The following is a 17,650-nucleotide window of genomic DNA, read 5'->3' as shown; positions in this document are numbered from 1 at the left end:
TGCCCCTCATGTTGAACGGACTCAACCATCTCACCCTGGCGGTTTCCAGCCTGCCGGACAGCATCGTGTTCTATCAGCAGGTCCTGGGCTTCAAGCTTGATGCGCGCTGGGACCACGGTGCTTATCTGAGTCTGGACGACCTTTGGCTGTGCCTGTCGGTCGACCAGATCGAGGCAGGCGACTTACAGCGCAACTACACGCACTACGCATTTTCCATCCGCCAGGCCGACTTCGTGGCATTCGCCCAGCGCTTGCATGAGCATGCCGTGCAACTTTGGAAACAGGACAGCAGCGAGGGCGATTCGCTGTACTTCCTCGACCCGGACGGCCACCAGCTCGAAGCCCATGTCGGCGATCTGCAGTCGCGGCTGGCGGCCTGTCGGGCCAAGCCCTACGCGGGCATGGTGTTCTACGGCTGACGCATCCGCGCCATGCACAGCGCATCGACATACACCCCGTCACGCACGCCGTAATCGCGCAGCCGGCCTTCGGTCTCGAAGCCGAACTTGCGATACAGCGCCAGCGCCGGCTCATTGTCGGCGTAGACGGTGAGCTGGACCCGGCGCAGGTTCATCCAGTTGTCGGCAATGTCGAGGATGGCGGCCATCAGCCGCGAGCCGACGCCCCTGCCTTGCCAGGCCTGGGCAACACCCATGAGCAGCTCGCCCAGGTGCGCCTGGCGAATGCGCGTGCTCTGGTCGAGGCCGATGTTACCGATCACCTGGCCCTGGTGCACCGCCACCAGGCGGACCTGTCGCTCATGGTAGGTGGCCAGGCGCTCACGCCAGACTTCGACGGACTGATAGGGCATCTGCAGTACCTGGCGGCACACGGCAGGTTCGTTGTAGAGCGCAGTAATGCCCTGCAGATGCTGCTCGGCAAAACGTTCGATGACGATGTCGGGCGATGGGTCGTTCACTGTGTTTCCATCCTTTGAAAAACGAGTGGCGCCTCAGTGTACGAGGCGCAGGCCAAAGCTGGCCAGTGGCGATGGCCGGGCAAGAAAGCGGATGCGCCGTCGTGCCGCGATGGGTAGAGTGCAGCGATCGTCGTCTTGCCGGAGCCTGTCATGTCTTGTGCCTTCACCCTCATGCAATCGCCTGTCGGCCCCTTGACCCTGGTGGCGCGGGGCGAGCGGCTGGCCGCCGTGCTGTGGGAGCACGAGCGGGAGAACCGGGTGCGCCTGGGCGACCTGCACCGCGACGACCGGCACGGCGTGCTGCGCGAGACCGCCCGCCAGCTGGGCGAGTACTTTGCCGGGCAACGCCAGCGTTTCGAGCTGGAACTGGATTTCGCCGGCACCGAGTTCCAGCGGGAGGTCTGGGCGGCGCTGTTGACCATTCCCTTCGGCCAGACCCGCAGCTACGGCGAGATCGCACGGCAGATCGGCAAGCCCGATGCGGTCCGTGCGGTAGGCGCGGCCAACGGACGCAACCCGATCTCGATCATCGCACCGTGCCACCGGGTGATCGGAGCCTCGGGCAGTCTCACCGGTTTTGCCGGCGGCCTGCCGGCCAAGCAGTTCCTGTTGGCACTGGAAGGGCGGCAGAGCCTGGCGCTGGATTTCTAGGCGTCAGTCGAGCCAGAAACAGAGCAGCGCCAACACGAGGGCCAACAGCGTGCCCGCAAACAGGCTGTAGTGGCGGTGTGCGCGGCGGGCGTGGGCTTCGACTTCTCGCAGGTACTGCCCTGGAGGCGGGGCGTCCGGGCGATGGCGCAGGCCTTCGGCAATATCGGCCAAGCGTCCGCGAATCAGGGTGCCCACCAGATACCAGGCGCTGGTATAGCTGGCCAGGATCACCAGCACATACTTCATAGGGGCGATACCCCGGCAGTGCCTGCCGGTGAGACCGGTCGTAGCATGCGGCTCCTCATGGTGCATCCGTCCTTGGCATGTCGTCGGCTGACGAGGATACAATCGATGGGCGCTGACTCCCAGCGCCGATGTGTCGATTTCACGGACGAGACCGCAATGACCCATGCCGCAGCCATACCCGCCGACTCATTGATCGCCCCCTACGCCGCGCAGGCGGGCTTTCGTCATTGCCGGGCGATCGACCTGGCGGACGACGGGCAGCCCGCCATGGCGCACTTCCTGCGCCTGATGGCGAGCATGCCCGGCTGGATCGACGAACTGATGGTCCTACGCAATCGCCTGGTCGGGCTGCTTGGGCTGAAGAACCTGGGCCGGTTGACCGCCATCGATCCAGCCCGCGCCCCGGACAGCTACCAGCCCGGAGAGCGGGTGGGCATCTTTACGTTGATCAGCAACAGCGCGAATGAGGTGCTGTTGGTCGACCGCGATCATCATCTGGACGTACACATCGCCCTGATGCGTCGCCCGACGGCCCCGGGGCGGTGCGAGGTGCTGGTCAGCACCGTGGTGCGCACGCACAACTGGCTGGGCCGCCTGTACATGCTGCCGGTGGCGCCGTTCCATCGCTTGATCGCGCCCATCGCCCTGCGCCGGCTGGCGCGGTGACGATCAGGACGGCGGCGCGAAGCGTTGACGGAACCAATCACCGAGCATGGCCTTTTCCGCATACAGCCGGTCGTGACTGCCCAGGCGGCCGGGGCGGCTGAGGTACATCTTGTCGCTCAGGTGTTCCTGGGCCTTGAGCGCGGCCTGCCCTGGCTGCTGGAGGGTGTAGTCGAGGTCGATGCTGGGCCAGGTTACCTCGCGCATGAAGCGCACATCGTAGGCCTGGCTGTGCCAGGGCTCGAAGCGCCCGGCCAGGTCGATGTCGCGGATGTCGATGACCAGTTGCTGGCCGGGTCGCAGGTAGCGCTGGCCGAGCTTCTGCAGGTGCTGGGTGAGGGCCTTCATCACTTGCGGGTCGGCGCCTTGGGGATAGCCGCGGTTGTCGAGGCTGGCATCGCGGAATTTTTCCGGGTGGTCGAAACGCACCTCGACCTGCGCGGTCGGGGTGCCCTGTGCCATGCTGTCGAATGCCAGCACCAGCAACAGGGCGCTGGCCAGGGTGGTACGCATGATGCACCTCCGGGTTGGGGCGGCTTGCCTGCCTATTTTACGCCGGTACGGAGCATAAGCAGAGGACTGATGCAATGAGCGCTTTTCGGCGGATGACCGCCAATACCCGCGGGCGTGACCTGGCCGTGGGTGATATTCACGGGCACTTCGAACGCTTGCAGGAATGCCTCGAGGCCGTCGAATTCGATCCGGCGGTGGACCGTCTGTTCAGCGTCGGTGACCTGGTCGACCGCGGGCCGGCCAGCCCGCAGGCGTTGGAATGGCTGGCCAAGCCCTGGTTCCACGCGGTGCAGGGCAACCACGAGTCACTGGCGGTCAATCACCTGCGCGGCGGGCGGGTTGACCTGGACATGTACCGGGCGGCCGGCGGCGGCTGGTTCCTCGACCTGCCGAAAACGGAGCAGGCGCGTTTCGTCGAGGCGTTCGAGCGACTGCCGATCGCGTTGCAGGTCGACACACCCAACGGTCCGGTCGGGCTGCTGCACGCCGACAGCCCGTTCGATGACTGGGAGCATCTATGCGTGAACCTGCAGGCTGGGGATGACCCCGAGGTGCGCGAGGTGTGCCAGTGGTCGCGACGGCGCCTGAAGGAGGGCGACAGCCGACCGGTGAAGGGCCTGCGTGCCTTGCTGGTCGGGCATACGCCAGTGCTGGAGGTGAAGGTGCTGGGCAACGTCTGGCACCTGGACACCGGCGGCTGGAGCCGTGGTCACTTCAGCCTGCTCGAGCTGCGGGGGCTGACGTTGCTCAGCCCAAGGCCAGGTGCATGAGCACGCCGCTGGCGAGCAGGATCAGCATCACCCCCGAAGTCCGTTCCAGCCAGGGCAGGGCGCGGGCGAAGCGGTGCAGCACCCGCTGATTGCCGATGGCCACGGCCACCAGCAGATCCCAGGCCAGGACGATGGCGAACATCCACATGCCATAGGCCAGCTTGGCCAGGGCGCCGCTGCTGGCGGTCATGCTGGCCAGGCTGGCGTAGAACAGTGCGTTCTTCGGGTTGAGGATGCCCGAGGCGAAGCCCATGCCCAGGCTGTTCAGCCAACTGCCGGCGTGGGATGAAGCATGGGCGGCGGCACCCGTCAGGCCGCTCTTTCCAGCATGGCGCAGGAACAGTTGCCCGATGTACAGCAGGTAGCCGCAGCCGGCCAGTTGCAGGGCGACGAACAGCGGGCTGCCGTCGCGCAGGAACGACACCCCGGCGAACGCCGCGCCAATGAACACGCCATTGGCCAGGGCGATGCCGGCGCAGGCGCCACTGGCCACCCGCCAGCCGGCGCTGGCCGAGGTCCGGGCCACCAGGAAAAAGTCCGGCCCTGGCGAGAGCAGGGCGAGGAAATGGGCGGTGGCGATGAGCAGGAACAGTTGCATGGTCGGGCTTCCAGGGAGAGGAAGCCGCAGTCTGTGGCGGGGCGACAGGGCGGGTATTGAAGATTATTGCAAGGCTGCGCGGTATGTCCCCGGTGTTACCCCGGCATGCGCCTTGAACACCCGCTGGAAGTGACTCTGGTCGGCAAAGCCCAGGCCGTAGGCGACTTCAGCCAGCGGCTGGCCCTGGCGCAACAGTTGCCGAGCCTTGTTTACACGGGCGTTGAGCAGGTAGGCATGGGGCGTCATGCCGGTGGCGAGGCTGAAGGCGCGGATCAATTGATAGCGCCCCATGCCGGCCAACCGTGCCAGGCGGTCGAGGCTCAGTTCGGCCAGCGTCTGCTCTTCGGCATGGCCCAGCAGGTCGCGGAGTGTCGAAGGTGGCAAGGGCGGCGCAGGTGGCAGGTGCGGATGGATGGAGAAGTCGTTGTCGCCGAGAAAGGCCACCAGTGCCGCCTCTTTCTCGAACGCCGTCGCCCTGGAAAACAGCAGGGTGTTCAGTGTGCAAAACCGCCGGTACAGAGCTGCCGAACGGCTGATCCGGGCCGCCGCGCTGGGCTGGTCGGCGGCAATCCCCGACTCCAGGCGCAGGCAACGCAGCCAATCGGCGTCCAGGTGCAGCATCTGGTAGCTCCAGGCCTGTCCGGCTTCGGGGTTGCAGGCATGCACCCGCTGGGCCGGCACGAACACCAAGGTGCCGGGTGCCAGCCGCACCTGTCCGTCGCCGGCCCCGGTGAAGCGGCTATGACCGGCATCCACCGCACCAATGGAAAAGCTCGGGTGGCTGTGGGCCTTGTAGCAGGCACGGCTGTGGCAGGCGCGTCGGCTCTCGACGTAGGGCAGGGCCGGGTCGTGCCAGATTTCGCTGCTCGATGGGGTCATGGCGAGAGGGCCTGGAGGGGAGCGCAGGGCGCCAGTCTAGCGCGTGCCTGCTGTTCCGGCCATTTACCGTGCCACTGTGCTTGACGCGCCTGCCCGCCGGGCGCGACGCTGCGACGGTCACCGCTGGAGAAGAATAATGGACCTGTCGAGCCTGCTGCTGTTCATCCCCGCCTGTTTCGCCCTGAACATGGCGCCGGGCCCCAACAACCTGCTGTCCCTGCACAACGCCAGCCGTTACGGCCTGCGCACCGCCTGCGTGGCCGGCGCCGGGCGCTTGCTGGCCTTCAGCGGCATGATTGCCCTGGCTGCCATGGGCCTGGCCGTGGTACTGCACACCAGCGAGTACCTGTTCCTGGCGATCAAGGTGCTGGGCGCTGGCTACCTGTTCTATATCGCCTGGCAGCTGTGGCGGGCGCCGGTCGGCGAGGCGGTGGTGGCCGGCGAGCAGCCGCGCGGCACCTGGAAGCTGGCGCGCCAGGAGTTCTGGGTGGCGGCGGGCAACCCCAAGGCCATTCTTATCTTCACCGCCTTCCTGCCGCAGTTCGTCTCGGTGGGCAGCGCCACGCCGGTGAGCGAGCAGTTCCTGCAGCTGGGCGTGCTGTTCCTGCTGCTGGAGTGGGCGGCTATCGCCATCTACGCCGGGCTCGGCGCCTACCTGCAGCGCTGGTTCGAACGACCCGGGCCACGTCGGCTGTTCAACCGGGTGAGTGCCTCGCTACTGGGGTGCGCGGGGCTTGGCCTGCTCGCGGCTCGTCGTTGATCCGCTGTTTTTCAGTGCAGCTGAGTATTGCCGCACTGTGCGCTTGCTGACACCTTTCCCTGTTTCTGCCCGGCGCTTTTGCGCCGGGTGACAATAGGTGGGTCTATCCCGGGAGCGTGGTGTGAAGTGGTGGAGCAAGGCAGGTCGGCAAGACCCGCAGATCAAGGAGCTGAACCTCGCGCTCGAACGTAGCCGCTCACAGCTGGCGGCGTGGGAGCAGCGCGCCCGCGAGGCAGAATCGAAGGCCACGGAACTGGCACGGGAGAACCAGGTGCTCGCCCACCTGGCCGGCAACCTCTCGGCATTCTCGCATTCCCTGGAAATGACCCAGACCTCGTTCGCCAGCCTCGCCCACAGCATGGCGCAGGAAAGGCAGTACGCCATCCGCATCCAGGGTATCGCCAGCAGCAACCAGGCCAGCATTGATGCCATCGCGACCAATCTTGAGCAACTGGCCGATGCCTCCGGCGAGGCGTCGGAGAAGGTTGGCAGGCTCGATCACCAAGCCCAGCAGGTCGGTGGTGTGCTGGAGATCATCCGCGAGGTGGCGGACCAGACCAACCTGCTGGCCCTGAATGCGGCCATCGAGGCGGCGCGGGCTGGGGATGCCGGGCGCGGCTTTGCCGTGGTCGCGGATGAAGTCAGGACCCTGGCCAGGCGCACGGCGGACGCCACTGCCGAAATCGGCACGCTGGTCTCGGCCATTCGAGCCGACAGTGCGCAAAGCCGCGGGCATATCGCCAGCCTGGCCGAGCATTCGTCATCGTACAGCGGTGTTGGCCAGACGGCGGCCAGTACCATGCGCCAGTTGCTGGACATGTCGACGGTGGCGGAGGGTTCGGCATCGGTGTCGGCGCTGCGCAGTTTCTGCGAGCTGGCCAAGCTCGACCACCTGATCTACAAGTTCCGCGTCTACAAGGTGCTGTTCGGGGTCTCGCAGGAGCGCGGCGCGGACTTTACCGACCATACCCTTTGCCGCTTGGGCAAGTGGTATCGCGAGGGGGACGGGGCCCTGCACTATTCACATCTTGCAGGATACAAGGACATCGACGCGCCCCATGCCGCCGTGCACCGTTGCGCATTCGACGCCATTGATGCCCATGCCAGCGGCAATACCGCAGCGATGCTCAAGGCAGTGGCCGACATGGAAAGCGCCAGCCTGGCCGTGCAGGAAGGCTTGGAGCGCGTGGTCGCCAGTGGCGAACAATCGCCAGCGCTGCTGCAAAGGCGCCGCGCCGATGAGGCTCAGTCGCGGTAGAACGTCTGCACCAGGTGATAGCCGAACTTGCTCTTGATCGGCCCGTGTACCACGCGCAGGGGCTTCTTGAAGATCACCTGGTCGATGGCGCCGACCAGCTGGCCCGGGCGCACCTCGCCCAGGTCGCCGCCGCGCTTGCCGGACGGACAGGTGGAGAATTTCTTCGCCAGCACGTCGAAGGCCTCGCCGTTGGCGATGCGCTGCTTGAGCTTTTCGGCTTCGTCAGCGGTCTTGACCAGGATGTGGCGGGCTTGGGCTTTCATGGGCTTACCTGTGCTTCGGGGGCAAAAGGTCGACATTATGCCTGATGGCGTCATCAGCGTAACTCCGGTCTGTCGCGGAACTGCTCCAGCGCCTCGGGGTTGGCCAGCGCATCGGTGTTCTTCACCGGCAGGCCATGCACCACGTTGCGGATCGCCAGCTCCATCAGTTTGCCGCTGAGGGTGCGCGGGATATCGTCGACCTGGGCGATCACCGCCGGCACATGGCGCGGCGTGGTGTACTGGCGGATCACCAGGCGGATGCGCTGGCGCAGGGCGTCGTCCAGTTGCAGGCCGTCGCGCAGGCGCACGAACAGCACCACGCGCACGTCGTTGTGCCAGTCCTGGCCGATGGCCACGCTCTCCAGTACCTCCTCGACCTTTTCCACCTGGCGATAGATCTCCGCGGTGCCGATGCGTACGCCGCCGGGGTTGAGCACGGCATCGGAGCGGCCGTGGATCACCAGGCCGCCGCCCGGGATCTGCTCGGCATAGTCGCCCTGGCACCAGATACCCTCGAACTGGCTGAAATAGGCGTCATGGTAGCGGCTACCATCGTCGTCCCCCCAGAACCCCAGCGGCATCGAAGGAAAGGGCTGGGTACAGACCAGCTCGCCTTTCTCGCCAGTGATCGATTGCCGCTGTTCATTCCACACGTCCACCGCCATGCCCAGGCCCTTGCCGGCGATTTCGCCGCGGCGCACCGGCAGCAGCGGGTTGCCGAGCACGAAGCAGGCGACGATATCGGTGCCACCGGACATGGACGCCAGGCACACGTCGGGCTTCACCTTGGCGTATACATAGTCGTAGCTGTGTGGTGACAGGGGCGATCCGGTGGAGAGGATCAGCCGCAGGCTGTCGAGGCGGTGGGAGCTTGCCGGTTCGACGCTCGCCTGTTCCAGTGCGGCAAGGTACTTGGCGCTGGTGCCGAAGGCATGGATCCCTTCGGCGTCGATCAGGTCGATCAGGCGCTCGGGGCCCGGATGAAACGGCGAGCCGTCGTACAGCACCAGGGTGGCGCCGACCGCCAGGCCGCTGACCAGCCAGTTCCACATCATCCAGCCGCAGGTGGTGTAGTAGAACAGCACGTCGTCGGCCTTGAGGTCGTTGTGCAGACCGTGTTCCTTCAGATGTTGCAGCAGCACGCCGCCGGCACGGTGGACGATGCACTTGGGCACGCCGGTGGTACCGCTGGAGTAAAGGATATAGAGCGGATGGTCGAAGGGGAGCGCGGTGAAGGCCGGCGTGCCGCCGGGCGTGAAGTAATCGGCCCACAGGGTCGTCGGTGTACCGATGAACTCATCGGCACGGGTCTGCGGCCGAGTGTGCGGCACCACCAGCAACTGCTCGACGCTCGGTAGTTGGGCCACGACCTGGTTGATCTTCTCCACCTGGTCGATGACCTTCCCGGCATATTGATAACCGGCGCACGCCACCAGCAGCCTGGGCGCGATCTGGCCGAAACGGTCGATGATGCCATGGGTGCCGAACTCCGGTGAACAACTGGACCAGACCGCGCCGAGGCTGGTGGCGGCGAGCATGGCCACCAGGGTTTCCCAGGTGTTGGGCATCACCGCGGCGATACGGTCGCCGGGCTGGATGCCGGCCTGCCTGAAGGCCTGTTGCAGCCCGGCCACCTGGGCGGCCAGCTGGTTGTGGGTGAGGCAGTGGCGAGTACCGTCCTCGCGCACGGCCACCACGGCCGGTCGATCGTCTCGGCGCTGCAGCAGGTGCTCGGCGACATTCAGGGTGGCGCCGCGGAACCAGCGGGCCTCGGTCATGTGCTCGCCTTCCTCGAGGATGCTTGCCGGTGGCGTGTGCCAGCGCACATGGAAGTACTCGGCCAGGGCCTGCCAGAACTGTGGGCGCTGTTCGATGCTCCAGCGGTGCAGGGCGGCGTAGCTGTCGAGCTGGAGGTTGAAGCGCCGGTTGACCCGGCGGCGGAAGGCTTCCATCCGGCTCGCTTCGATGCGGGTGGTGGAGGGGCGCCAGAGGACGTCGTTCATGCCGGGACCCTCGAAAATGGCTACTGGTCTGATAACAGGCAAGCGCAATCCCTGTAATCGATGGTCTCGCCCTCGCTGCCGTTGGCTTCTTCGAACGCCACCGTGGCACTGTGATGCCTCGGCGGGGGCGAGTCCATCGATTACAAAAAACGTGTATCCCTGATCATTCGGCGTCAGGTCGTCCTTACTCCACTTTAGCCGCTTACTGGGCCAGCCAGCCGCCATCGACGTTCCAGGCGGCGCCACGCACCTGGCTGCCGGCCTCGCCGCACAGGAACAACACCAGCTCGCCGAGATGCCGGGGCGTGACGAAGGCCAGCGAGGGCTGCTTCTCGGCCAGCAGGTCGTGCTGCGCCTGCTGCGCGTCGCCCCCATTGGCGGCGCGGTCGTCGATCTGCTTCTGCACCAGCGGGGTCAGCACCCAGCCCGGGCAGATGGCATTGCAGGTGACGTTGCTGGTGGCGGTCTCCAGGCCGATGACCTTGGTCAGGCCGACCACGCCGTGCTTCGCGGCGACGTAGGCGGCCTTGCCGGTGGAGCCCACCAGGCCGTGCACCGAGGCGATGTTGACGATCCGCCCCCAGCCCCGCGCGCGCATGCCAGGCAGGACCAGGCGGCTGCCGTGGAACACCGCCGACAGGTTCAAGGCGATGATCTTGTCCCAGGCCTCCACCGGAAACTGCTCGACCGGCGCCACATGCTGGATGCCGGCGTTGTTGACCAGGATGTCGACCGCGCCGAATTCGCGCTCGGCCAGGGCGAACATCTGCTCGATCTGCGCCACGTCGGACAGGTCGGCGGGGTGGTGGGCCACCTTGACCCCGTGCTGCCTGATCTCGGCAATGGCGCCCGCCGGATCGCCAAAGCCGTTGAGCAGGATATTGGCACCGGCCTCTGCCAGCACCTGGGCTATCCCCAAACCGATGCCGCTGGTGGAACCGGTGACCAGTGCGGTCTTGCCTTTGAGCGTCATGCCGTTCTCCTTCATACGATGCCGGTGGCGTAGAACGTGGCGATGACCACGAATACGGCCAGGGTCTTGATCAGGGTAATACCGAAAATATCCTTGTAGGCCTCGCGGTGGGTCAGGCCGGTCACCGCCAGCAGGGTGATCACCGCGCCGTTGTGCGGCAGGGTGTCCATGCCGCCGCTGGCCATGGCGGCGACCCGGTGCAACACCTCCAGCGGGATGTTCGCCGCGTTGGCGGCGGCGATGAAGCTGTCGCTCATGGCCGCCAGGGCGATGCTCATGCCGCCGGAGGCGGAGCCGGTGATGCCGGCCAGCAGGGTGACGGTGATGGCCTCGTTGACCAGCGGGTTGGGGATACCGCGCAGGGCGTCGGCCAAGACCAGGAAGCCCGGCAGCGAGGCGATCACTGCGCCGAAACCGTATTCCGAGGCGGTGTTCATCGCCGCCAGCAGGGCGCCGCTCACGGCGCTCTTGGTGCCTTCGGCCAGGCGCTGGCGAATGGTGCCGAAGGCGCACACCAGCACCATCAGGATGCCCACCAGCAGGGCCGCCTGCACCGCCCAGATCGCCGTGAGCTTGGCCACGTCGCTCTGCACTGGCGTGGCCATGCCCGGCAACTGCAGGGTGTGGCTGGCCCCGTACCACTGCGGGATCCAGTGGGTGAACAGCAGGTTCATCACCCCCACCAGCAGCAGCGGCGCCAGGGCCAGCCACGGGTTGGGCAGGGCGATGTCGTCGGCGGTTTCCGGCTCGTTGCGCAGGTTGCTGCCGTAGCCTTCGCCCTTGCGCTGGGCCTTGTTACGCTGGCGTTGCAGGTAGAGCATGCCGGCGCAGAACACGAACAGCGTGCCGATCAGCCCCAGCCAGGGCGCGGCCCAGGCGGTGGTGTTGAAGAAGGTGCTGGGGATGATGTTCTGGATTTGCGGCGTGCCGGGTAGGGCGTCCATGGTGAAGGAGAACGCGCCCAGGGCGATGGTCGCCGGGATCAGCCGCTTGGGAATGTCGCTCTGGCGGAACATCTCGGCGGCGAACGGGTACACCGCGAACACCACCACGAACAGCGACACGCCGCCGTAGGTAAGCAGGGCGCAGACCAGCACGATCACCAGCATGGCCTGACGGGTGCCGAGCAGGCGAATGGCGGCGGCGACGATCGAGCGTGAGAAGCCCGACAGCTCGATCAGCTTGCCGAACACGGCGCCGAGCAGGAATACCGGGAAATAGAGCTTGATGAAGCCGACCATCTTCTCCATGAACACCCCGGTGAAGGCCGGGGCCACGGCGGCGGGGTCGGTGAGTAGCACGGCGCCAAGGGCGGCGATGGGGGCGAAGAGGATCACGCTGTAGCCGCGGTAGGCGGCGAGCATCAGCAGGGCCAGGGCAGCGAGGGCGATGAGCACGGTCATCCTAAGGGGATCTCCAACTGTTGTTTTTATGGTTGGAATACCAGTAGCGGGAATTGTGCCAACTTGTTAAGTCATTGAAATTATTGAATTATCTTGAATTTATAAAGATCGATGTCTCGAATTTGAGAAAGTGGGGCCGCGTTGCGGCCCATCGCCGGCAAGCCGGCTCCCACAGTGAATTGCGGTACGCCATGTGGCAGCCGCCTTGCCGGCGATCGAGGGCGCAACCATCGCGCCGGTCTCAATAAGGAGATGTGTATCTCCTTATTGAGACTCAATGTCCAGCGCCACCATCTTTTTGTACAAGGTCGACCGTCCCAGCCCCAATGCCTGCGCTGCCTCCGGCACATTCCCGCCAGTGCGCCCCAAGGCCCGCACAATCAGCCCGCGTTCAAACTGCGCACAGGCCTCCCGGTACCCCAACTGCGGTGCCGTCTCGGCCACCGGGCTCAATGGTCCCAGCGCGTTTGTCAGATCATGCACGCCCAGCCGTGGCTGGTCGGCCAGCAGGGTCGCCCGTTCCAGCACATTACGCAGCTCTCGGATATTCCCCGGCCAGGCATGGCGCCCCAACAGTGCCTGGGCCTCGGCCTCCAGCTCATACTGGCTGCCCAATTCGGCAAGAATCGCCTCGCACAGCGCCGGCAGGTCCTCCAGGCGTTCGCGCAGCGGCGGCACCTGCACCGGCAGCACATTCAACCGGTAGTACAGGTCGGTACGAAACGCTCCCCGGGCCATCGCCGCCTGCAGGTCGATGGAGGTGGCGGCGATGATCCGCACATCGCTGCGCAGCATCTGGTTGCTGCCCACAGGCTCGTATTCCTTCTCCTGCAGCACGCGCAACAGCTTGCTCTGCAGGGCCAGGGGCATGTCGCCGATCTCGTCGAGGAACAGCGTGCCGCCTTCGGCCAGTTGCAGCTTGCCGCTGCGGCCCTTGCGGTCGGCGCCGGTGAAGGCCCCGGGTGCGGTGCCGAAGAACTCGGCCTCCAGCAACGCTTCGGGGATCGCCGCGCTGTTGATGCTGACGAACGCCTTGTGCGCGCGCGCCGAGGCGGCGTGGATGGCGTGGGCCAGCAGTTCCTTGCCGGTGCCGGTCTCGCCGAGTAGCAGCACCGGTGAGTCGCTGGTCGCGCCGCGGCGGGCGCGGCGCTTGGCTTCAAGGCAGGCCGGGCTGCTGCCGACGAACTGGGCGAAGCTGTAGCGGGCCTGGCGCGCACGCAGTTGCGAGCGGGTCGAGGCCAGTTCCTGCTGCATGCTGGCATAGCGCTTGAGCAAGGGCGACAGGCTGCGCAGCTCGTCGAACAGGGCAAAGCCAATGGCGCCGATCAGCGCGCCCTGGTCGTCGTGGATCGGCAGGCGCATCACCACCAGCGGCTCGTTCGGCGTGTCGAGCATGTCCAGCAGGATCGGCTTGCCGTTGCTCACCACCTCGCGCATCAGGCTGCCGGGGATTACCGCCTCGCAGGGCTGGCCGATGGCGCTGGCGGCGTCCTGCAGGCCGAACCGTCGGGCATAGCGCTCGTTCATCCAGACGATGCGCGCCTGGCGGTCGACGATCACCGTGCCTTCGCTGGATTGCTCGATGATCTCGAACAGCGAGCGGATGGCCAGTTGGCGGACCTGGGGGTAGTCCTTGAGGTTGTCGTGCATGGAAGACGTATCCGTTGAGACAAGTGTCGTGCGCCCCTGTAGAGCGGCCTTGTGTCGCGATAGGGCCGCTCCTGCAGTGACCGAGGTAAGGCTATGAGCGGGGATCGAACGCCTCGCGCAGCGCATCGCCGATAAATACCAGCAACGACAGGATCAGCGCCAGGGCAAAGAACGCGGTAAAGCCCAGCCACGGCGCCTCGAGGTGCTGCTTGCCCTGGGTCACCAGCTCGCCCAGCGAAGCGCTGCCGGCGGGCATGCCGAAGCCGAGAAAGTCCAGCGCGGTGAGGGTGGTGATCGCCCCGGTGAGCATGAAGGGGACATAGGTCAGGGTCGCGTTGAGGGCGTTGGGCAGGATATGCCGCAGCATCACCTGGGTATCGGACAGTCCCAGTGCGCGAGCGGCCTTGACGTATTCCAGGTTGCGCCCACGGAGGAACTCGGCGCGCACCACATCGACCAGGGTCAGCCAGGAGAACAGCGCCATGATCCCCAGCAGCCACCAGAAATCCGGCTCGACGAATCCTGACAGGATGATCAGCAGGTACAGCACCGGCAATCCCGACCACACTTCCAGCAGGCGCTGGCCGAACAGGTCGACCCAGCCACCGTGGTAGCCCTGCAGGGCACCGGCCGTCACGCCGATCAGCACGCTGAGCAGGGTCAGGGCGAAGGCGAACAACAGCGACACCCGTGTGCCATACAATACCCGCGCCAGCACATCGCGGCCCTGGTCGTCGGTGCCCAGCCAGTTGCTCGCGCTGGGCGGGCTGGGGGTGGGCACCTGCAGGTCGTAGTTGGGGGTATCGGCGCTGAACGGGATGGGCGCGAACAGCATCCAGCCGCCCTGGCCCTCGATCAACTGGCGCACGTACTGGCTGCGGTAGTCGGGCTGGAACGGCAGCTGCCCGCCGAACTGCTGCTCGGTGTAGCGCTTGAGCGCCGGGGTGTACAGCTCGCCCTGGTAGCCCAGCAGCAAGGGCTTGTCATTGGCCACCAGTTCCGCGCCCAGGCTCAACAGCAACAGCCCGGCGAACAGCCACAGCGAGATCCAGCCGCGGCGGTTGTCGCGAAAGCGCCGCAGGCGCCGCCGGGCGATGGGCGAGAACATCAGCGGCCCCTCGCGTCGAAGTCGATGCGCGGGTCGAGCACCGTGTAGCACAGGTCGCCCAGCAGGCGGATCAGCAGCCCGGCCAGGGTGAAGATGAATAACGTGCCGAACACCACCGGGTAGTCCCGCGACACCGCTGCCTCGTAGCTCATGCGCCCGAGGCCGTCGAGGGAGAAGATCACTTCGATCAGCAGCGATCCTGCGAAGAACACCGTGATCAATGCCTGGGGCAGGCCGGCCACCACCAGCAGCATGGCGTTGCGCAGTACATGGCCGTACAGCACCCGGCGCTCGCTCAGGCCCTTGGCCCGTGCGGTGACCACGTACTGGCGGGCGATCTCGTCGAGGAAGGCGTTCTTGGTCAGCAGGGTGAGGGTGGCGAAACCGCCGATCACCAGGGCGCCAACCGGCAGCACCAGGTGCCAGAAGTAGTCGGCGACCTTGCCCAGCAGGCTGAGCTGGTCGAAGTCCTCCGACACCAGGCCGCGCACCGGGAACCAGTTGAGCGAGGTGCCGCCGGCGAACAGCACGATCAGCAGCAGGGCGAACAGGAACGAGGGCAGGGCGTAGCCGATCACGATCAGCGCGCTGCTCCAGGCGTCGAAGCGGCTGCCATGGCGCACCGCCTTGCGAATGCCCAACGGGATCGACACCAGGTAGGTGATCAGCGTGGCCCAGAAGCCCAGCGACAGGGTCACCGGCAGTTTCTGCACGATCAGCTCGGTGACCGTGGCGCCGCGAAAGAAACTCTGGCCGAAGTCCAGCCGTGCATACTGGCCAAGCATCAGCCACAGCCGTTCGGGCGCGGACTTGTCGAAACCGTACTGGCGCTTGATCTCCTCGATCAGCTTCGGGTCCAGACCGCGGGTGGCGCGGGACTCGCCCTGTACTGCCTCGACGCGGGCACCCGGCGCGCCGCCGCCGATGCCCTGCAGGCGCGCCACGGCCTGTTCCACCGGCCCGCCGGGCGCGGCCTGGACGATGGCGAAGTTCACCAGCAGGATGGCCAGCAAGGTGGGGATGATCAGCAGCAGGCGGCGCAGGATGTAGGTGGTCATGGCATGCTCCGCAAGCGCTCGGCCATCCGCGGGTTGGTCAGGGCCCGGGGGCTGACTTCCCACCAGGTGTCCAGGCCTTCGTCATAGGCCGGCTGTACCTTGGGCAGGCCGAAGCGGTTCCACCACACCGTCGAGCTGCCCGGCGGGTAGTAGTTGGGAATCCAGTAGTAGTTCCATTGCAGCACCCGGTCCAGGGCGCGGGCGTGGCGCTGCATGTCGGCCTGGCTGGTGGCGCGTACCAGGCCGTCGAGCAGGCGGTCCACCGCCGGGTCCTTGAGCACCATCAGGTTGTTCGAGCCCGGATCATTGGCTGCGGCGGAACCGAAGTAGTTGTACTGCTCGCTGCCCGGCGACAGGGTCACCGGGTAGCCGGTGACGATCATGTCGTAGTCGCGGGCCATCAGCCGGTTGACGTACTGGGCAGAGTCGACGTTGCGGATGTTCAGTTCGACGCCGATCTGCGCCAGGTTGCGCTTCCACGGCAGCAGCAGGCGTTCCATCCCCGACTGGCCATTGAGGAAGGTGAAGCTCAACGGCTGGCCCTGGGCATTGACCAGTCGATCGCCCTGGGGATGCCAGCCGGCGTCCTGCAGCAAGGCCAGGGCCTTCAGTTGCTGCTGGCGGATGATACCGGAGCCATCGGTGACCGGTGCGTTGAATACCTGGCTGAACACCTCGTCCGGCACCTGGCCGCGCAGCGGTTCGAGCAGCTTGAGCTCCTCGGCGTCGGGCAGGGCGCGGGCAGCCAGGGGGGTGTTCGAGTACAGGCTCTGCTGGCGGATGTACATGTTGCGCATCATCTGCCGGTTGCTCCATTCGAAGTCCCAGAGCATGGCCAGGGCCTGGCGCACGCGGCGGTCCTTGAACTGCGGCTGGTCCAGATTGAACACGAAGCCCTGGGCGATCTGCGGCTTGGCCGGAGCCAGGTGGGCGCGCTGCAGGCGCCCGTCATTCAGCGGGGCACCGTTGTAGCCGAGGGTGTAGGCGGTGGCGGAATACTCGCGGTTGTAGTCGTAGCCTCCACCCTTGAGCACCTGGCGGGCCACCTCGGTGTCACCGAAGAATTCGACGCCGATGCGGTCAAAGTTGTACAGCCCGCGGACGACCGGCAAATCCCGCGCCCACCAGGTCGCATCGCGCTCGAAGGTGATGCTGCGACCGTTGTCGATCCTGCTGATGCGGTAAGGGCCGCTGCCCACCGGCTTGTCGAAGCCGGCGCCGTTGGCGAAGTCGCGTTGCTGCCAGTCGTGCTCGGGCAGCACCGGCAGGCCGGCCAGCTCAAGGGGGAGCGTACGGCCATGGGGCTGTTTCAAGTCGAAGCGCACCTGGCGCGGGCCTTCGACCGTGACCGCGGCGACATCGGCGAACTGGGTACGAAACTTGAGGCTGCCCTGGTTCATCAGCAGCTCGTAGCTGAAGCGTACGTCTTCGGCCCGTACCGGCTTGCCGTCGGCGAAGGTGGCGCGGGGGTCGAGGTAGAAGCGCAGCCAGGCGTCATCGGGGCCGCGCTCCATGCGCTGGGCGACAAGGCCGTATACGCTGTAGGGCTCATCAAGCGAGCGCACGGCCAGCGGTGCGTACAACCAGCCATCGACCTGGCTGACGCCGATGCCTTTGTCGATGTAGGGCAGGACATGGTCGAACTGGCCGATCTCGATGGCCGAGCGGCGCAGGCTGCCGCCCTTGGGGGCGTCGGGGTTGACGTAGTCGAAATGGTGGAAATTCGCGGGGTAGCGCGGGGCTTCGGCGTAGACGGTGAGGGCGTGGGTGGGGGCGGCATGGGAGGTGGCAGTCAGGCACAACAGCATGAACCCACACAACAACTGTGGGAGCGGGTTTACCCGCGAATGCGTCAGCTCAGGCAACGATGTTGCATGGACCGGCGTATTCGCGGGTGAACCCGCTCCCACAGGGTACGTCATCGGCTGCGATGAC

19 protein-coding genes and 1 pseudogene are annotated in these 17,650 nt (G+C 66.2%); 7 read left to right on the top strand and 13 right to left on the bottom strand.

Annotated elements, in window-relative coordinates:
* The first annotated feature begins 8 nt into the window (after window positions 1-8).
* Entirely contained in the window at window positions 9-419 is a 411-nt protein-coding gene (gene fos, locus AC25M7_RS11550) for a fosfomycin resistance glutathione transferase (protein WP_486971073.1), read from the top strand.
* Here the strand turns inward: fos and AC25M7_RS11545 are convergent.
* The gene (locus tag AC25M7_RS11545; protein WP_028688970.1) at window positions 410-919 is read right to left on the bottom strand and encodes a GNAT family N-acetyltransferase; all 510 of its coding nucleotides are present in this window, start codon (window positions 917-919) and stop codon (window positions 410-412) included. The two genes, fos and AC25M7_RS11545, sit on opposite strands and share 10 nt — an antisense overlap.
* 150 nt (window positions 920-1,069) lie before the next feature.
* Here AC25M7_RS11545 and AC25M7_RS11540 point away from each other — a divergent pair, with 150 nt between their 5' ends.
* Window positions 1,070-1,570 carry a methylated-DNA--[protein]-cysteine S-methyltransferase gene (locus AC25M7_RS11540; protein WP_088852522.1) on the top strand — a complete coding sequence of 167 codons (501 nt, stop codon included), beginning with the start codon at window positions 1,070-1,072 and terminating at the stop codon, window positions 1,568-1,570.
* 3 nt (window positions 1,571-1,573) lie between these two features.
* Here AC25M7_RS11540 and AC25M7_RS11535 read toward each other — a convergent pair whose 3' ends face one another.
* Window positions 1,574-1,816: a hypothetical protein gene (locus AC25M7_RS11535; protein ID WP_028688968.1), complete on the bottom strand. Its 243-nt coding sequence runs from the start codon at window positions 1,814-1,816 to the stop codon at window positions 1,574-1,576.
* A 156-nt stretch (window positions 1,817-1,972) separates the two neighbouring features.
* On the opposite strand from AC25M7_RS11535, the gene AC25M7_RS11530 reads away from it, so the two are divergent.
* Entirely contained in the window at window positions 1,973-2,482 is a 510-nt protein-coding gene (locus tag AC25M7_RS11530; protein ID WP_486971072.1) for a DUF2867 domain-containing protein, read from the top strand.
* 3 nt (window positions 2,483-2,485) lie between these two features.
* Here AC25M7_RS11530 and AC25M7_RS11525 read toward each other — a convergent pair whose 3' ends face one another.
* Complete coding sequence (locus AC25M7_RS11525; protein WP_062363140.1) at window positions 2,486-2,992, bottom strand: DUF3016 domain-containing protein; 507 nt, start codon at window positions 2,990-2,992, stop codon at window positions 2,486-2,488.
* A 74-nt stretch (window positions 2,993-3,066) separates the two neighbouring features.
* Here AC25M7_RS11525 and AC25M7_RS11520 point away from each other — a divergent pair, with 74 nt between their 5' ends.
* A complete protein-coding gene (locus AC25M7_RS11520) occupies window positions 3,067-3,762 on the top strand; it encodes a metallophosphoesterase (RefSeq protein ID WP_186596908.1) in 696 nt (231 codons plus the stop codon).
* Here the strand turns inward: AC25M7_RS11520 and AC25M7_RS11515 are convergent.
* Both AC25M7_RS11515 and AC25M7_RS11510 read right to left on the bottom strand, forming a co-directional pair.
* A complete protein-coding gene (locus tag AC25M7_RS11515) occupies window positions 3,740-4,360 on the bottom strand; it encodes a LysE family translocator (protein ID WP_088852524.1) in 621 nt (206 codons plus the stop codon). The two genes, AC25M7_RS11520 and AC25M7_RS11515, sit on opposite strands and share 23 nt — an antisense overlap.
* Window positions 4,361-4,423: 63 nt before the next feature.
* Complete coding sequence (locus AC25M7_RS11510) at window positions 4,424-5,239, bottom strand: AraC family transcriptional regulator (protein WP_028688963.1); 816 nt, start codon at window positions 5,237-5,239, stop codon at window positions 4,424-4,426.
* 136 nt (window positions 5,240-5,375) lie between these two features.
* On the opposite strand from AC25M7_RS11510, the gene AC25M7_RS11505 reads away from it, so the two are divergent.
* The 3 genes and pseudogenes from AC25M7_RS11505 (at window position 5,376) to AC25M7_RS11495 (ending at window position 7,257) form a co-directional block, all read left to right on the top strand.
* On the top strand, window positions 5,376-5,999 hold the full coding sequence (locus AC25M7_RS11505) for a LysE family translocator (RefSeq protein WP_028688962.1): 624 nt from the start codon (window positions 5,376-5,378) through the stop codon (window positions 5,997-5,999).
* Window positions 6,000-6,522: 523 nt separating this feature from the next.
* Window positions 6,523-6,762 (top strand): annotated as a pseudogene (locus tag AC25M7_RS11500) (methyl-accepting chemotaxis protein); the annotation flags it as partial.
* A 36-nt stretch (window positions 6,763-6,798) separates the two neighbouring features.
* Window positions 6,799-7,257, top strand: coding sequence for a CZB domain-containing protein (locus AC25M7_RS11495; protein WP_486971093.1), 459 nt, complete (start codon window positions 6,799-6,801; stop codon window positions 7,255-7,257).
* Here AC25M7_RS11495 and AC25M7_RS11490 read toward each other — a convergent pair.
* The 8 genes from AC25M7_RS11490 to AC25M7_RS11455 all read right to left on the bottom strand — a co-directional run bounded on the left by AC25M7_RS11490 (window position 7,245) and on the right by AC25M7_RS11455 (window position 17,637).
* The gene (locus tag AC25M7_RS11490) at window positions 7,245-7,520 is read right to left on the bottom strand and encodes a peptidylprolyl isomerase (protein ID WP_008095636.1); all 276 of its coding nucleotides are present in this window, start codon (window positions 7,518-7,520) and stop codon (window positions 7,245-7,247) included. The two genes, AC25M7_RS11495 and AC25M7_RS11490, sit on opposite strands and share 13 nt — an antisense overlap.
* Before the next feature lie 53 nt (window positions 7,521-7,573).
* The gene (locus AC25M7_RS11485) at window positions 7,574-9,523 is read right to left on the bottom strand and encodes an acetoacetate--CoA ligase (protein WP_486971071.1); all 1,950 of its coding nucleotides are present in this window, start codon (window positions 9,521-9,523) and stop codon (window positions 7,574-7,576) included.
* 202 nt (window positions 9,524-9,725) lie between these two features.
* The gene (hbdH, locus tag AC25M7_RS11480; RefSeq protein ID WP_028688960.1) at window positions 9,726-10,496 is read right to left on the bottom strand and encodes a 3-hydroxybutyrate dehydrogenase; all 771 of its coding nucleotides are present in this window, start codon (window positions 10,494-10,496) and stop codon (window positions 9,726-9,728) included.
* 11 nt (window positions 10,497-10,507) lie between these two features.
* Window positions 10,508-11,899: a GntP family permease gene (locus AC25M7_RS11475; RefSeq protein ID WP_088852526.1), complete on the bottom strand. Its 1,392-nt coding sequence runs from the start codon at window positions 11,897-11,899 to the stop codon at window positions 10,508-10,510.
* A gap of 264 nt (window positions 11,900-12,163) precedes the next feature.
* Window positions 12,164-13,549, bottom strand: coding sequence for a sigma-54 interaction domain-containing protein (locus AC25M7_RS11470; RefSeq protein ID WP_028688958.1), 1,386 nt, complete (start codon window positions 13,547-13,549; stop codon window positions 12,164-12,166).
* A 91-nt stretch (window positions 13,550-13,640) separates the two neighbouring features.
* Window positions 13,641-14,657 (bottom strand): ABC transporter permease, encoded by a 1,017-nt coding sequence (locus tag AC25M7_RS11465; RefSeq protein WP_028688957.1) that lies wholly within the window; start codon window positions 14,655-14,657, stop codon window positions 13,641-13,643.
* On the bottom strand, window positions 14,657-15,715 hold the full coding sequence (locus AC25M7_RS11460; protein WP_028688956.1) for a microcin C ABC transporter permease YejB: 1,059 nt from the start codon (window positions 15,713-15,715) through the stop codon (window positions 14,657-14,659). Before AC25M7_RS11460 ends, AC25M7_RS11465 begins: the two co-directional genes overlap by 1 nt.
* Complete coding sequence (locus AC25M7_RS11455; RefSeq protein WP_486971070.1) at window positions 15,712-17,637, bottom strand: extracellular solute-binding protein; 1,926 nt, start codon at window positions 17,635-17,637, stop codon at window positions 15,712-15,714. The genes AC25M7_RS11460 and AC25M7_RS11455 overlap by 4 nt, the downstream gene beginning before the upstream one ends.
* Between the last annotated feature and the right edge of the window lie 13 nt (window positions 17,638-17,650).

It is taken from the genome of Pseudomonas sp. P106(2024), from assembly GCF_057480815.1.
This window is presented reverse-complemented; position numbering and strand designations above follow the sequence as displayed.

What these genes read in the sequence shown, in the direction of transcription:
- AC25M7_RS11520 (WP_186596908.1), top strand. Translation starts at nt 3,067, where the DNA reads ATGAGCGCTTTTCGGCGGATGACCGCCAATACCCGCGGGCGTGACCTG.
- AC25M7_RS11530 (WP_486971072.1), top strand. Translation starts at nt 1,973, where the DNA reads ATGACCCATGCCGCAGCCATACCCGCCGACTCATTGATCGCCCCCTAC.
- fos (WP_486971073.1), top strand. Translation starts at nt 9, where the DNA reads ATGTTGAACGGACTCAACCATCTCACCCTGGCGGTTTCCAGCCTGCCG.
- AC25M7_RS11515 (WP_088852524.1), bottom strand. Translation starts at nt 4,360, where the DNA reads ATGCAACTGTTCCTGCTCATCGCCACCGCCCATTTCCTCGCCCTGCTC.
- AC25M7_RS11455 (WP_486971070.1), bottom strand. Translation starts at nt 17,637, where the DNA reads ATGACGTACCCTGTGGGAGCGGGTTCACCCGCGAATACGCCGGTCCAT.
- AC25M7_RS11485 (WP_486971071.1), bottom strand. Translation starts at nt 9,523, where the DNA reads ATGAACGACGTCCTCTGGCGCCCCTCCACCACCCGCATCGAAGCGAGC.
- AC25M7_RS11475 (WP_088852526.1), bottom strand. Translation starts at nt 11,899, where the DNA reads ATGACCGTGCTCATCGCCCTCGCTGCCCTGGCCCTGCTGATGCTCGCC.
- hbdH (WP_028688960.1), bottom strand. Translation starts at nt 10,496, where the DNA reads ATGACGCTCAAAGGCAAGACCGCACTGGTCACCGGTTCCACCAGCGGC.
- AC25M7_RS11495 (WP_486971093.1), top strand. Translation starts at nt 6,799, where the DNA reads ATGCGCCAGTTGCTGGACATGTCGACGGTGGCGGAGGGTTCGGCATCG.
- AC25M7_RS11460 (WP_028688956.1), bottom strand. Translation starts at nt 15,715, where the DNA reads ATGACCACCTACATCCTGCGCCGCCTGCTGCTGATCATCCCCACCTTG.
- AC25M7_RS11540 (WP_088852522.1), top strand. Translation starts at nt 1,070, where the DNA reads ATGTCTTGTGCCTTCACCCTCATGCAATCGCCTGTCGGCCCCTTGACC.
- AC25M7_RS11505 (WP_028688962.1), top strand. Translation starts at nt 5,376, where the DNA reads ATGGACCTGTCGAGCCTGCTGCTGTTCATCCCCGCCTGTTTCGCCCTG.
- AC25M7_RS11470 (WP_028688958.1), bottom strand. Translation starts at nt 13,549, where the DNA reads ATGCACGACAACCTCAAGGACTACCCCCAGGTCCGCCAACTGGCCATC.
- AC25M7_RS11535 (WP_028688968.1), bottom strand. Translation starts at nt 1,816, where the DNA reads ATGAAGTATGTGCTGGTGATCCTGGCCAGCTATACCAGCGCCTGGTAT.
- AC25M7_RS11465 (WP_028688957.1), bottom strand. Translation starts at nt 14,657, where the DNA reads ATGTTCTCGCCCATCGCCCGGCGGCGCCTGCGGCGCTTTCGCGACAAC.
- AC25M7_RS11525 (WP_062363140.1), bottom strand. Translation starts at nt 2,992, where the DNA reads ATGCGTACCACCCTGGCCAGCGCCCTGTTGCTGGTGCTGGCATTCGAC.
- AC25M7_RS11490 (WP_008095636.1), bottom strand. Translation starts at nt 7,520, where the DNA reads ATGAAAGCCCAAGCCCGCCACATCCTGGTCAAGACCGCTGACGAAGCC.
- AC25M7_RS11510 (WP_028688963.1), bottom strand. Translation starts at nt 5,239, where the DNA reads ATGACCCCATCGAGCAGCGAAATCTGGCACGACCCGGCCCTGCCCTAC.